Genomic DNA, 15,746 nt, shown 5'->3' on the forward strand with positions numbered 1-15,746 from the left:
TACTAACGTCTTAAGTCAGTCCACTCTGAAAAGTAATGAATGGGTTCACAAATTTTGTTCATTGATGTGTAGTGAGAGTTACCTATTTGAATACCGTGAACCTGTAACCCATGATTTTTCCTTCGGTTGCTAATTTTTCTACTTAATCCCGAAGACACAGGAAATTCACCATCGCTCACCAACAAGATATCAGCTTTGTACCACTCTTCTGAATCGCATTTTTGCAGAGCTTTATTAAGAGGCTCGTCGACATCAGTGCCACCATTAAAAGACATCGTCAAAAAGTTAAGTAAGACATTAAAGTCTGAAGCATCCAATGTTAGGTCAAGCTCACTGACTTCTCCCTTGCTACCAAACAAATAAACGTAGCAGCGACGCTTTTCCTTATATGCGACCTTTAGACATTCCAAAACACTGGCTTTGGCAATATTTTCTGGCAACCCAGCCATAGAGCCCGATGTATCCAAGCAGATCACCATCGGACCTCGGTTCTTATTACTTTTATTGCCCTGCTTTTCACTTATACTCTCTTGCTCTATTAACTCTTCTGTTTCCAGGTTCTCAGTCCCTTCCACTGAGTAAGAAAGTAAAGCATGCTCAGCGCGCTTGGCATGCCAGAGTTTTTTGAGTATAGGATTAGTTAACAGTGAAGCTTCTTGGGGCAACATTCTAGAGATCGAATCTGATCGAGTAATGCCTTTAGTTTCCATAGGGACGAGAGGTGTTACTACATGCTTCTCATGTCTAGTAGCAACACTCATTTTGATCACTATTTCTTCAAGAACTGAGCCATCTGCTTGCTCATCACGCCCTAAGTCTCGAATCAAGCTTTGCAACTTGGGAAGTTTTTTTACAAGCTTGTTCAACCGAACAATATCGAGCCAACCATGGCTTTGGAAAACGCCTTTTGATAAGTCAAAACCTAACCCTGTAATTAAAACTAGCTCCGTAAATACTTCTTCTAGCTCAGACCATACCGCCAGTCTTTCTTGCCATACATCAGGCAAGATCCCGATACCTTCCTCACTAGATAGCAACTGCTGCCAGATTTCTTCTGAAGCAGTTGCGGCAATTCTTGCTCGCTGTGCGTTGGTTAGAGAAAGAGGTTTAGCTTGCTTGCGCTTGTTCTTTTTCTTCTCTAAAGCTTGCTTGATTTGATTTAACGCTTCTTCTTCCAACTGCTTAATCAGACCAGTAACTAACGGCGATGCTTTAGATTGAAGCTTATCTATCGTAGTTAGAATGTCAGAAAGCAGCGCATCTGTGACCTCTTCACTCTGTAAGCAGTATCGACTTAATCCAGTTTCTTCTATCACTTTACTGATTGCATCTGTCAGTGACTGAGGGGCTAAGGGATTTAAACTAGTCGGACTCCCCCCCACAAGAAGTTCATTTCTGGAATTAACTAGGGACTCGCACCGTTCTACTAATTCACCATTAGTACTTGTAATTACAGCGGGAAGAAACTTCTCCGGCACGTTATCGAGGCATGTAAATTGACTATCCAAGTTGAATAACGGAGATTGAACCTGATATGACTCGCTAATCACACAGTTCTCCTTCGATTACGTCACTATTACTTGGATCTAGAATTAAAGTTGGGGATTCTTCTAGAGGAAGGTTTTTAAAATCTGATTCCAACGAAGCAACCCTTTTAAGTAATTTATCACCCTCTTTTATAGACGCTTGAAGAGCATTCGTAACTTCAGACAATAAGCTTTTTTCTAGCCAGAGGTGTTTATCAAAGTAGCCAGAGACTTCTGATAGCTCTTTGTTCACATGATTGTAATTGGATTCTACACTACTTCTTAGACTTTGGATTTCTCTAACTCGCCCTTCAATATGAGCTTTGGAAAAAGAGCTATTCAGGGGTATTGAAGTATTTTTGACCGCCTCCATGATTGGCTCATTCTTCTGTGAGCCAGAGTAATGTCGATTTTGTTCTGTTGTCTCATCTCCGTAACGATCTGTATAAAGTAACTTACCGCGATAATCTTTTTTATGATATTTACTCACCTCTTTCGTTGTTTCTTCTCCATCTCTGTCGAGGTATAAGGGGCGACCTTTCGCATCTTGTTTATGCGTTTTTTGATCTTCTTTAAGCTTACCTTCCCAAGCCTTTATCACTTTTATTAGTCGTGAAGGCGGTTCTTTTCCATCAACTGTCACCAAGCGTTTATAAAGGTCCTGAAGACCTTCAAACTGTTCAGGTTGTTCCCATAAGCAATGAGGAAGAATCCACGCGTCGTAGATACTTGTTTCGTTATAACCGGAGGTTAAAGCTGATACTTTCATCAACTTCACCAATTTACGCCAACGACGATCAGATACGTAAATCTCTTGTGCGGTTAAGTAATGTCGAAACTCTTTGCAAGCTTCTAATGTCGCAGGAGTTATAACTACTTTCTCGGCGAGATGCTGTACCTCATTTAAATCTTCTATTTTCAAACGGATATTGAGTTCTGGATCAAAATCCACTAATGCACCGCACAATAGTTTGTCAAATGAACCATTAGAAACAGGTGACACGTAAGAGCGCAGAATAAATCTATCGTATAGTGCACTTAGTTCCTGACCATCAGGTAGTTCATTACTCGCTGCAACTACAGAGACTAAGGGAACATCAACTCTTCGATTTCCATTGTCGAACTGGCGTTCATTCAGCAAAGTCAAAAGACTATTTAATATCGCACTATTGGCTTTGAATATTTCATCAATAAACGCAACGGATGCTTCTGGTAAATATCCACTAGTTAACCTGTTGTATCGGTCTTCTTCTAACGATTTAATCGAAAGGGGGCCAAATAACTCTTCAGGTACAGAAAAACGTGTCACTAGACGCTCGAAGTAATTAGCTTCAACAAACGCACTCTTAAGGCGTTTCGCTAATTCACTCTTTGCCGTACCGGGAGGCCCTATCAGCAATACATGCTCCCCTGATAAAGCAGCAAGCATCATGAGCTTTACTTGATGCTCTCTTTCTAATAAACCGCTATTCATTTGAGCCATTAGTGTTTGTATTTTTTCTTTTCTATTTGGATTAACTGCACTTACCAACGTTGTCATAACTGACTCCTTCTAATTTAGTTTTCATGCCAAGAGAAACGCATAATTTCTCATTCAGAAAATCACATTCGTAGTTCTTCTTATTCGTGTTCTTAACGAGCATTTCTGTGTACCCGACGAGCAAAGCATTGAGTTGTTATTGTTCTTTTCTCGCTCCCGCCTTCAATGACGTACAACTATAATGGCATCAACAAACATGCCAACGCTAACACTTTGATTTCATTGAATCTAAGTGGAAAATCACAAATCTTTGTAGTAAATAAATTTATAATTCGTAAAAATAATTACCGAATCATTGATTTATTTTGGGTATAAAAAAGCCGCCAAGTACAAGTACCTAACGGCTGAGGAGTTAATCTACTAGTGAGCTATGAGCCAACTACAATTATTGGGTCACCTTGACGCACGGCTGTATTTGAAAACTTTCGATACTCAGACTGGCGGGCCGTTTCTGCCACCCTATTAACATTGACATCAATGGCCCCTTGATAAGTAGCTTCATCCAAACCATGCCCAAATGAATACCCTACTTGTTTAGTTAACACAAATCGGTCATGCATTTGATTCGGCGGCCAGAGAGATAACTCCACTTCAAACCCAGCAGGCAATAGAGGTTGCACATGTTCAGTTAAGCCTCTTTGCAAATCCGCTCTCGTCTTTCCTTCATGGATTGCTGTATACACCAACGCTCTTCGACATGGCCGGCGGCCCGCAGAAAGGCGGTTAACAAACTCAATAAAGGGTAGCCTGTATCTATCATCTGAGGGGTGAAAATATGGGTCAATAAACATAGCGACTTCAGCTAATGAAAGCGACACTGAAAGTGCGTCTGCTAGCGATTGTGCATTTCTCGGTACGCTAATAGTTTGGCCGACATTCCAATTTTTCGGCTCGTTAAACATCAACTCAGCGTAATCAAATTCACCGTTTGGTTCGTCGGTATTGCATGTAATGATGGCCTCTGTACCCAACTCCCCTTTTACATGTCTTGCCTGTTCTATCCATAAATTTAGGTTTGCTGGTATTTGTATACCTGGCATCAATGAGCTGCTTGCCAATTCAGAAATTTTGTCAAAACACTTTCTACGTTGTACTGGGGGTAACTGCATAGCTCTAATACTATCTTGTTGCGCCCTTACCCAGTTACGCTGCAAATTTGGGATAGCGGTAACAACTCGCCCTTTTTCTGCTCTAAAGTCTGTAAAGAAACGCTGTAAAGCATCTAAGTTTCTTGTGTAGGCATCAGGGTCCACGGCATATTCTCTAATCATTCTTACACCTCCCCGTAGCGCTCTTCAAAGAAACCTTCCGGCCAGTCAAGTTCGAAATCCCCACTGTCTGTAATACGCTGGCGTTGATAATGAATTTCATCGTCGTTTTTAAACACATTAATAACACTAATCTCATCAGGCGTTATTGAAAGCGTCCCTTCATCAATCGTTCTTCTTAAAAGACGTAACATCAAGTGCTCACTATGAGTCTCGATGAGAAACATTTTATCTGGGTTGTTCTTAACTGCTTCGATCATCATATCCCCTAAAGCTAACTGCCATTTGGGGTGGGTATGTAGTTCAGGTTGCTCACACGAAACGATAAGGTCTTGTTCAAGTGATGTGGCAACAACGAATGGGAATACTTGTGATATACCAACACCGACGCTTGACGGCAATAAAGGGATATCAGTATGAGAGTCCTTAAGCATGATTGATTTTTCACTCAAACTTGCTTCGCCGTAAGCTGGAGACTCAAAACAGTAATTAGTGCCGAAGAACTGGCTACCGACGAACTTTTCATTAGTTTTGTTTTTTACCCTTTCATTCGAGTAAGCGAACGTCTCCCAACCAGCAGTCCCATCATACCAACGCTGTGGACTGGTTTTATTGTTTAACACCATCGAACGATTTGGCACAACACGTAGTGGCCCGATATGAATGAAGTCTTCTAACTTTTTCACCAACAATTTCATGGGCGCTAATATCGCTTGAGAAGATGTCGCTTCTGCAAATAACTTTGCAGCTAAAGGATGATCAGGAAACACATTATTCCAAGAGAATGGAGCATTAGATAGATCTAGACGAGTATAGATATTAGGTAATGCATCCTGACCTTTCAGGAACATTTCTTCCCATTCTCCCGAATCAAATAAGTTGTTTAATGAGAACGATTCATCTACTTGCCAATGAGGTAACGGTTGATAATGAGTGATGCTACTTTGTTGTTTACCTGGTTGCGATTCTATGCGACACAACTCATTTCCTTTACTGTTACATTCATAACGGCTGACGAATGTCTTCTGCTTAAGGTGATCCCATCTAATATCTAATTCGAAATTAAATTCATCCGCTTCTGAATCAGGAGTAAAGCCTAAATAAGATTCGAGTAACCAACGCTCAGAATCGGACAAATACTCATCCCAAATATCCGTTGCACCATCCCTAAAATCAAGAGTGGCACCTATAGTGATAGTGCCATTTAAGTCTTTGCCATGAACTAGGTTTTGAAATCCACCAAAATAGAGGGCTTCGCCCGCTATTGAGCTATATTGTGCATCAAAGTTCCGCTTCGCGACTACTTCGTACAAATATAATAATGCATGCAGAACAGTACTTTTACCCGTACTGTTCGCACCAAAAAAAAGCGTGATCGGTGCCAGCGGAATGACAGCCTTTGTCTTTATTCCCTTAAACCCACCAACAGTCAGTGACGTTATTTTCATATTTTACCTTTTAACATTTGAAATGCTTACAACACGTTAACTGCTATCCAAGTAGACCAGTTGGCACTATTAGACACCTTCGCCAATTTATAAACCTCAATTAGCCTCTTTATCTGATCGTGTGTATCTCTCATGAAATCAAATCGATGCATCCCGCCAGCGAGATCTAAACGCCAATATCCAAAGCCTTGATCTAGAGTTACTTCAACGATATCACCAGTAGAAAAATGCAATTGTATTGCTCTTCGGTGCGGTACTTCTCGTTTGTTATCAATTATGTTGGTATTTACTTTTTTGCCGGCCATATGAGTCAACCACGCATTAAATATAGCGTCATAATCGTAGCGATCGTTCCAATCATGATTAACAGCAAATGGATTTCTATTTTGTTCATCAAAGCAGCTGTTGACTTCTATTTGGCAATCCGATGTTTCTCCTAGTACTTTGAGAACCTCTGCTAACAACAACAAAGAAACGGGACTTTGGAGATACCTATCCGAATATGAAACACTTTTCAACTCACCTTCTTTAAGCAGCTTTGCTAATCGCTCGTCTTTACTTTTCAATAGCTTAATAAAGCCACTACCGAAGTTTGATAGCGGTCCATTTAATTCAGTCGTGAGATCAACATGAACAGCTCCTAACAAGTGAGTTGGCTCCATGGAGTCTAATTCGAAAGGAGTTGTCGCTATTTCTGGTTCACTATAAGAAATAATGGAAATATCTTCCGCTGTAAGCCAATACTCTCCAGGGGTGGTTGCTTTAATATCAAGGTTAGCCAGTGTTAACCAACCGCTACCAGTTAAGCCTTGAAAAACAATCGCCCCACATTCTTTTCCATATCTAAGTTGAACCCCGATTTTTTGTATTTCCCTTAAAAAACTCAGAATTTCTTCAGGAAAATCAACTTTCGGGACGACTATTGAAACAGCTATATTCTTCGCCAATAGTTCATGCAATTTCGATTTCATCAAGACAAGAGATGTATCCCAACTTTCGACTTCAGAAGAAAGAACAAACAAACATTCCGATACTTTCTCATTGAGTAAATCGGTTAGTTGCGCCTCAATAGTTTGAGGGCAGTATTTTCCATCATTGATAAGGTTTTGGTGCTTAGTAGCAAGTGATACGTAGTGCTTAAAATCATCTCCTAACCATTCTATTGCTAACATGCGATCGAGTTTATCGGTATCGTGTCTCGAATCCGACTCTAAAAGACATTCAGGACAAAACGCGTCACAATGCTTCCTACAATCAAGTTTTCCAACTAATCCATTTAATATCTTAGAGATATGAAATGGCGCGGAAGTCGAAAATCCGGCACCGCCGCCCACGCTGTCGAACAGTTGTAGCACTAATGCGTGTTGATTCTCACCAATAACTGTTGGCCTAACGCTATACTGGACCTCATTTGTAGACACTCCAAGTTGCTCGATTAAACACTTTCGTAATGCCACAGCTAATGTAGTCGCTACTTTCCGACCCTGCTCATTATCAGGTATATATTCACCCGTTTTGGGGTTTTTAACCACCAGCTCAAATACATCGGTTCGAGAGTTAATACCTAAATGAATTGAAGACATTATCTTGGCTGACCCATCACAATCAGCGTGTCGACCTACTTCATCTTTATCGAACTTACTAGGACGCGGGGGCTTATGTGTTTTTTCAAAGTTAAGCGCATTTGGCAACTCACCTTTCGCTGTCATCGACTCTGCGCGGCCACAAGCCATACATAACGCGTATCCTTTACCGGACAACCCAGAACTATGATGGAAGACCTTTCCATTAGTATCCGCCACCATATAACCAAGTGCAGGCATGGGTAATGGTGTCGCTGTACCGGATGCAATAACCCAAGAAGGTTGTACTGGAACATAATTATTATTCGAAATATTATTTGTTGGCTCTCGATAATAATCAGTGACAAAACCTGTAGGTTGAATCACTTTTTTTCTACAGTCAGTATTATCAGGGATACTTTGTCCACAAGCGATATTGGTACACACGAGAGAATTTGAATCAGATTGTATTTCCAGATCCGTTTCGTAACCTGTCTGGCCACAACCAGGACAACGCCAAGCTAAGTCAAATTTCTGTGAATCCTTCGCGCCATCAACGTGAATTTTCTGCCAGTTAAGAGAAATGCCTGCCGCCCGATGTACTCGCCCATCAAGAACTATTTCTGAACCTGGGGCATATTCTCGAATTGCAACAGCTAGATTTCGGCTTGGTAACCCTCGATTGATAGAAACATTATCCTCTCGATCAAGTTTGCTTAGATTCCTAAATTGAAGCTGCCTTCTAAAATCGACGATATTATCGGTATCCAAGTTTACGACATCAGTAGGGAATCCATATCCAGGCAAAAACGCCCTTGTCGCTAAATCCCGTAGTAAGTACTCTCTACATAAACGGGACTTTTCACTATTTAGCTTAAAAGCGTAAGGTCCATCTGGATCAACACCGACCAATTCATTTTCTATGTATTGATACTCTTTTAGCCAACGCGTGGTTATTTCCTCTATTTTCTTTGCCGAGCGCTTACAGATTTGTGTCAAAGGAATTTTTTTCAACTCAGTACCTTCAATTAAAGTAGATAAAGCTGATTCAAATCTCTTATCACACGTTTTTAGCCAATTAATATAACGTTCTGCTATAGATTTTTCACCGTTAAGCTTCGCATTAAACCACTCAAGATCTAAGTTAAATTTCTCTTTATTCGTTAATCCAACCTCTTCAATTAAGAAGCGTCCCATCAAAAATGAATTCACATGGCGCTGCACCAATTTCTCAGACGAAAATTCAACATGAGGAGCTGGTATAACGGTAGTAAATGGCCATTTCGGGTTATTAAAAACCAACGTATCATGCGGGTTACTTTTACACAGCGTATAACTTATCGCTCTAGATTCTTTAGATCGACCAGCGCGACCTGCTCGCTGAAGATAGTTCGCAGGGTGTGGCGGCACATTGTTCATCACTACCGCTGTAATACCTCCGATGTCAACGCCCATTTCCATTGTTGTTGAGCAATTGAGGACATTTTTCCTGCCAACTTTAAACTCATCCTCATAGGTTTTAAGTCGCTCAGCGGATTGTTGCGCAGAGTGTTCTGCTGAAGCATAGTAAAAACCACCCTCTACTGTTCGGTCATTAATGTCCGTCCACAAATTCTGCTCTCTAAGTGATCTCACTTCCGATGATTTTTCAATATCCTTGCGCGTTAGAATCAATGAAAGTAAGAAGTCGTCACTTCCTTCAAAAGCCCATACTGCGGGAAGTTTCACTTTTTCACATAGGTTGCTATCTAACTGGCCTTTAAACGGAATATAAGGAGTGATCCCTTTAAACGTAGTGTCCAACAGCTTGTTCGTAATCGGGCATATATAAGCCGAATTCATCAAAGAAAAGCTGACATTAGTCAGGTTCAAACTATATTGTTTGTCTGCTGTTGAATCTTGTAAAATTTTTGATCCAGTTAATGCATTCCATGCAGAAATCAACCAACCATTAACCGTGTCTTCCCCTAATGTACTCGTAATATCAATTCCTGTGGCAACAGTGAGCAGAGTGATTATACGTTGTTGACGTTTACTGCCTTTTCGCACTAACGGCCAACTCTTCGCTCTGTTTTCATCGACATCACTAGCATCTGGCCCTAATAATGTTTTAGGTGAAAAGTGCATACCGATCCAACGAATCCATTCACGATCAATGGTTATATAAGAGTTTTCACGGACAAAAAAATCCAAACAAACTTTAAGGTAATCACGCCAATCTTTTACCGTTAGGCCGTAATTCTCCCAAAGCTCCGGGACAACATCGATTTTATCCAATCCTGGGTAGACTATTTTGACCAACCCCTGAGTCTCGAGACTGTTTCTATTTTTTGGCCGTCTCGCAAACTCTCTCGTCAATAGCATTTGAGTGAGTCGTAAAGGTCCTGTCGAGTCATCGAAAATTTCTGGCGATAGCCGCTTGTTCTCTTTTAACATCGACTCTTTTAGATCGTTATCTTGCTTAATAACAGCTGCCAATTCAGACCAAGGGATCGTTTGAGGCAAAGGTATGGCAACCGAACTACTGACAACATCAATATATTCTTTTAGCGCCTTTGCATCTTCAGGCATGGATTGTTCGATGGATGGCAACATGACTCGTAATTTGTCGATAGGCATACTCAAGTAGTCCTTTACGCTGTCGAGTAACGCCTCATCTATAACGACTTTCTCTTCAACATGCCTGCGAAGCTCCTTAAATACTAAACCTCGCAATCGAGAGCGCTCTGCTTCTTGCTGCATTCGAATGGACATTTTTGCCGTTCCTTGTCGGCTATCGGTAAAAGTAATTAACCGACGCCCTCGACCCGGAACAGAATTCGGACCTATTTTGGATTCTTTATCGACTTCAATATCCGGACAGTATTCTAATACTGTTGGTACCGCATTTGCTGTATAAAATGGTGCACCCAACAACCCTCTTCGTAACGCTTTACTGTACTGACCTCTACCTGAGTAACCACATTCGCAACATTGTTGTGATTCATTCATCGACTTCGATAAGTGAATTGAACTATTATCCAAAAACTCTTCACGACCTGCATTATCAAAGCCTGTTAGTAGGTAATCATCATTCTGCTTTGAGCCAATAACGACTTGAGTATCACTTGCCGTTGTCTTTTTGGAAAACTGATCTGAGCGCTCCTCATCTACCTCTTTTTCTTCTTCATCAAGTAGCGAAAATTCATCGCTTATTTTCCCGGTACATTGTTGCAACTGACCATCTTGGTCTATGGCTAATAGGTGTGGTTCATTACAATCATTGCAAAATGTCAATTCAAGTACTGCAGACCCACAATGACATTTCTGACGATGTTCACTATAAACAAGACCAAATGGCCATGCGCCATTCAGTTTAGACTCTTTCTTATTCTCACAGTTTGGGTCAATACAGCACCACAAACCATGCAATGTGCGCTGAAAATAGTGAGCTCTAAGCTTTAAAAATGCCTCACTGCTATGAAACTGCTTGGTTCCGGTACAGATATCTAGCCATCGGCATAATTCTGCTTCGTTTAAATCATAAGGTTGTAATTTATCAAGCAATTCAGCGTAATGTACCGGACCTATATTGTCGCCAGCTAACAACTCTCGTATTCTAACGGCTAGTTTGGAACTCGCTAAAGCAAAGTATCGACGCTCTGATACTTCCGAGTTTTGACTTAGCTTCTTCTCTTTAGGTTGTTCACCTTCTGGATCTATCGCTTCTATTTCACTGATGGTTAAGTTTGCTGGTGTTACTTTGGGTAAGCCTGGAACAACGCGTCTCCCCCCAATGACGGCTACCTGCTCTACACCGACATTAGCTAGCCTAGCGAGGTATTGTTTAAGTTTCGTTTCTGCTTCAGCGCCCGCAATTGTTGCGGACGTAGCAATAAATCGAATATCCTTTGGCTTAACATCAAAAGCTTGCATCACACGTCTTAGCTGCAAAGCAAGTTCAGCGGCTTGGGAACCAATATATGTATGCGCTTCATCTAATACGATCCAACGCAGCTTGCCCTGCGATTGCCGGATAATGGGAGCATCTGCTTGCCTCACCAACATATACTCCAACATGGTTCCGTTGGTGACCAAAATAGGAGCCGGGTTGTCTCGCATCAACTTTCTCGAAAGCACTTCCTGAGGCTGATTTTTTTGCCTTTGCCTATCTTGAGCTTTAAGGTCATTAGGCGTATTACCGTTATACAGACAAAAACGAATATCACCGTTAAAGTGTGTCGTCCAAGCATTCAGTCGTTCTTTCTGCGAGTTTATTAACGCATTCAAAGGATACAAAAATAGCGCTCTCACCCCGGTTAGCGAACTGTTGGTCTGTTGTGTTTCTCGATACAAATCTTCGAGAACTGGTACCATGAAACACTCTGTTTTACCCGAACCTGTACCACTGGTGATAATTTGGGATTGGGGGCGAGGGTCAAGCAAACCTCTCCATGCTTCTAGTTGATGTTTGTACGGCTTTATCTCTCGATTCAGAACATACTTACACTTGCAGCTACTGTCTTTTTTACACCCCTCTTTATGCGGTGCGACATCTAGCGCGTCTAGTAGCTCTGGGCTGAGTAGGTTGTTATAATCGGGGTTAGAAAGGTCTTCTATCGTTATTTCGTCTGCTTCCCAAGAGAACATTTGCTCAAACACCGGGCCGTGAACAAATTTTTCATCCGTTTCCATTCTCTCGCTTAAATGGTTTCTAAGCGCCGGGTTATTGATACCCAAAATACTTAAAGTTGACTCTTTTGCTCGGCTATTAGCTTGTTGTTTTAGCGTGGAAAAATATTGCTTCATTTAAGCTTCCTCTTGGGAAAATACGCACAATGCACTCTGAAATACGGGGTTAAACCAATGACGGTCAAACTCGACAATCTGTCGTAGATGGAAATAATCTATGGGATAAAGTGACGGTGACAATTCTTCCAGTTGCACTTTTCCACACGCCACTGCAGCGGCAAAAATAGGGAAATAAAGCACACTTTTGTGTGAACTTCGGTTTACTTCAAAATGAATAAGCGATTCGCAATGTTTCTGGCACCATGTTTCTAAGTCATAGCCAAATGCTTTAGGCCATTCACGGTCAGACAAGTGAACTCGCATCAAGTCTTGGCTCCATTGTGGTAAAAAGTATTGAAACACAACTGATAAATTAGTTGTTTGCTGAGTAAATTGATCGTCAATTAGTGCTCGGCACTGCTTTTCAAACAATGGGGTAAATTCAGAAAGAGTTTCTAGCTTGCTCTTAACTTTGTTATCCACCACTTTTTCAGGCAGCCCTATATCTAGCAACATCTTGCGATACTTAACAGTATGTGACCGCCAAATACTCAGCGGTATAAGCTCCCAAATAACATTGAATTCAACTTTCAAACGTTCCATTAACTGAGCGGGGTTATCGGCTTTAAACGCAAGAGCCGATAAGCAAGTAGTATTCGTCACTATTGCTTTCCACACTTCAAAGGTCGCCATTGGAAGGTGCGAGTAATTAGCAAACAAATCGTTGATAAATCGCCAGCTACTGTGATTAAAGTCATTCGCTAACATTGGGAGCACATCGGCTATCGCGTTTGGATTAGTTACTGGATGAAATAACGCAACCGCCTTATTTAAAGTTTTAACATCACTAGAATGTTCAATAGGCTCACGACTTGGAATAAACTTCGCGCGAAAAGCCAACTGAGTCTTGTTTGAAGGAACGATTAACGCTGGCTGAGATAATTTTGTATTTAGCTCGAATACGCCTGTCGCTACGCCATTGGAATATCTTTGTTGAAGGGCGTGCGGTTTTTCTGCTGGGTCAGCCAAATTAATCAATTCTGGCTTAATAATGAGCTCTTTTTCCAGTTTTACATTAAAGCTCACAGTGTCATTTAGCTGTTGAGCTTCTGTGGCATATCGCCCAATGATAGTTTGTTGCTCTCTACAACCCGACCCTCCAATAACCATTCGGATTTCATCATCAAGTTCACCAGATGCTGCCAATAGTTCGCGAATTCGATGGCGAAACTCATATAAGCTGACCTCTAGCACCTTATCTGCAACCTTGTACTCCCAATAATAAGACGCATCACGAGACCTCGTCGGCCCTTTCAATTCAATATGGTAACTTGCCGCTACATCTACACGCGGGAAAAACTGAATACGTGCACCTAATAAATCATCGATGGTGATACGATTGGCTAGACCGTTACCATGTTTGTCAAAGGTTAACGCTCCTGAGGCTGGAAAAGGTACCCGTACTTTTATCGGGTCAGCCATCAAGTTAGCACTGATAGAGAGAATAATATCCGCTGGGGGTGACCCTTCAGCTGTCACCGTTATTCTCTTGCCACCTTCTATATTGGTTTGTTTATAGGAGACCTGTTCGCCTTCTATGGATACAAATAAGTTCCTTTCACAATGAAGTTCGACAAAACCACTATTAGCCTGCTTAGACGGCTTAAGTTCAATGCCGAATGATTGCGGAAGAATAGCGAGGCGTTTACGAAGCATTGTTCGATTACCACTTGCCTTTAAACGTACTGATTGGATACCAAACAAGCCAGCTTGATGCGTTTCTCCTAGTGGTTTATTACCTAACCATAATTCTGTATGCGCTTCTTGGCTGGTAATGGTTGGCAACCCCAGATAGATAGGTTGTCCAGTACTTGAGTAATATTGTAATTTGACACCTCGAACGCTCACTTGCTCTGCTAACACTGCAGACTGTCGCGTTGATATTACATAAGTATCACGCTCATCATCTTCAGTATAATAATCAACCTTAATTTCCCCACTAAAGTGGACAAACTGGCAGTATTCTGTCGTTACTGATGTGCACAATTCTGGAAACTCGGCAGTGTACGTCGAACTTTTTGATAAGATAGCCTTCAGTTGATCTGCTTTAACATTTACACTTCCTTGTCCAACGACCCAATCATGTTCACCGTCTGACTTAAGCACAATGGGCATCTCATTAATAGCGAGATCAGAATTAGCGATTTCTTCACGATGAAGCTCAACACCGGCTTGCAATACGACTAAGTACAGATCTTGCTCTGTGGCTTGGCGACGAAATTCACAAGCAGGGGTTCGTAAAATAACCTTCGTCGTTTCTCCTTCAAAGGTTGTATGACCAATGCCTAGCTCTGCAATTACTCTATTGCCTTCTTGTATAAATAACTCAACTCGACTGTTAATCAATGCTTCGCGTTTAAAAGGCATAGGTATCGCCTTCATCAATTTAATTTGAGCAACAAAGCCCAAATCATCATTGTTCGAAAGCCTTTGTCTGCAAATAATTCGTTTTGTTTGTTGTGATTTGTCTTTTCGCTGAACGGAGGCTGAAGTCAATAAACCGGTGAGAAATTCACTTCCGGTGTCTACATCAAGTGGAATTGGAAATAGATCTCTCCAATTGGGTAATTGGGTGTCTAGATGATTGGCTGGTCGCTCTTGTTGTTGCAGGTTGTATTCATCGGTTAAACGCAGCAATAGCTCCGCCATATTAGTGATAAGATCAACCGTCGTTTCTTGTCTAAATGCCTCAGGTAAATGTTCAAGGCCCTCCGACACTAACTGAAAAGGCGATTGACCAAATTCCTGAGCGTCGTCAAAAACCCTAAGAATACGTTTAAAGATTGTTTGGAAACGGCCGCCTTCACTCGCTAGCAGCCCATAGGGTAAACCGCCTTCTCGAAACACTGAACCAAGAAAACTATGCCTTTCATCGTTATATTGGCTAACCGTACGCTGCCAATATTTAAAACCTGTTTTTATTACCTTACTACGTTGGTTAGCATCTAACTCAAACTCTAAGCTGCTTGATATACCACTCCAGCTCCATCCACCTTGATATTGACGTCGATACCATTCAGCACTAAAAAGGCAAAAAGCGGCACACCAGCTACTATCTCCGTGCAACCTTGTTGGCAATTTTTGTTTTTTTAAACTGGTTCGTAAGTGATGATATTCGGATTCTGATAGCTGATAGGTAAAGAGCGGCTGACCTGTTGGCTGAGATAGTTCTCGCTTCGTCAAAATGGCTCGTAGGCAACCATTAACCGAAGTAGAGCCGAGTATCGCACTTGTAGGTTCAAGTGCGCTGGGGGACGTAGTATCCATTAATAACCTAACCTTATTTACTTAACCTTAACTGTAAGCTGGCCAAATACTTCGCACTTAGCCATTTTTATACAAGCCAATGCATTGCAACAAACATTCCGATTAGTAACAAGTTGATTTATCAAGGAATAAGTCGGTAATCACACTTTAACTTTGGAAGTTAAATTACCAAGGTGTAATTATTTTTACGGTTAAGTTTAGGGAGAAGAAGTTATTTCAATAGGCATGAATGTGATGGTTGCTAACGGAGTCTAGGCTTTATTTTTAATTCCTCTAAAACCACCAACGATAAGTGATGTTATTTC

At 41.3% G+C, this 15,746-nt stretch carries 6 protein-coding genes; all 6 read right to left on the reverse strand.

Annotation, left to right across the window (positions count from 1 at the left end; translation table 11 throughout):
• Positions 1-2: 2 nt before the first annotated feature.
• The 6 genes from L3V33_RS23245 to L3V33_RS12630 all read right to left on the reverse strand — a co-directional run bounded on the left by L3V33_RS23245 (position 3) and on the right by L3V33_RS12630 (position 15,441).
• Positions 3-1,550, reverse strand: a complete 1,548-nt coding sequence (locus L3V33_RS23245) for a VWA domain-containing protein (RefSeq protein WP_237290518.1) — start codon at positions 1,548-1,550, stop codon at positions 3-5.
• Positions 1,543-3,066: an AAA family ATPase gene (locus tag L3V33_RS12610; RefSeq protein ID WP_219908776.1), complete on the reverse strand. Its 1,524-nt coding sequence runs from the start codon at positions 3,064-3,066 to the stop codon at positions 1,543-1,545. Before L3V33_RS12610 ends, L3V33_RS23245 begins: the two co-directional genes overlap by 8 nt.
• A 368-nt stretch (positions 3,067-3,434) precedes the next feature.
• Positions 3,435-4,337, reverse strand: a complete 903-nt coding sequence (locus L3V33_RS12615) for a hypothetical protein (RefSeq protein WP_108091896.1) — start codon at positions 4,335-4,337, stop codon at positions 3,435-3,437.
• Positions 4,338-4,339: 2 nt separating this feature from the next.
• On the reverse strand, positions 4,340-5,782 hold the full coding sequence (locus L3V33_RS12620; protein WP_237290519.1) for an AAA family ATPase: 1,443 nt from the start codon (positions 5,780-5,782) through the stop codon (positions 4,340-4,342).
• A 26-nt stretch (positions 5,783-5,808) separates the two neighbouring features.
• Positions 5,809-12,132 carry a DEAD/DEAH box helicase gene (locus L3V33_RS12625; RefSeq protein ID WP_237290520.1) on the reverse strand — a complete coding sequence of 2,108 codons (6,324 nt, stop codon included), beginning with the start codon at positions 12,130-12,132 and terminating at the stop codon, positions 5,809-5,811.
• Entirely contained in the window at positions 12,133-15,441 is a 3,309-nt protein-coding gene (locus L3V33_RS12630) for an STY4851/ECs_5259 family protein (protein ID WP_237290521.1), read from the reverse strand.
• Positions 15,442-15,746 lie beyond the last annotated feature (305 nt).

Source organism: Vibrio sp. A2-1, assembly GCF_021728355.1.
In the GTDB taxonomy this organism is placed as follows: domain Bacteria; phylum Pseudomonadota; class Gammaproteobacteria; order Enterobacterales; family Vibrionaceae; genus Vibrio; species Vibrio splendidus_K.

What these genes read in the sequence shown, in the direction of transcription:
- L3V33_RS12615 (WP_108091896.1), bottom strand. Translation starts at nt 4,337, where the DNA reads ATGATTAGAGAATATGCCGTGGACCCTGATGCCTACACAAGAAACTTA.
- L3V33_RS12620 (WP_237290519.1), bottom strand. Translation starts at nt 5,782, where the DNA reads ATGAAAATAACGTCACTGACTGTTGGTGGGTTTAAGGGAATAAAGACA.
- L3V33_RS12625 (WP_237290520.1), bottom strand. Translation starts at nt 12,132, where the DNA reads ATGAAGCAATATTTTTCCACGCTAAAACAACAAGCTAATAGCCGAGCA.
- L3V33_RS12610 (WP_219908776.1), bottom strand. Translation starts at nt 3,066, where the DNA reads ATGACAACGTTGGTAAGTGCAGTTAATCCAAATAGAAAAGAAAAAATA.
- L3V33_RS12630 (WP_237290521.1), bottom strand. Translation starts at nt 15,441, where the DNA reads ATGGATACTACGTCCCCCAGCGCACTTGAACCTACAAGTGCGATACTC.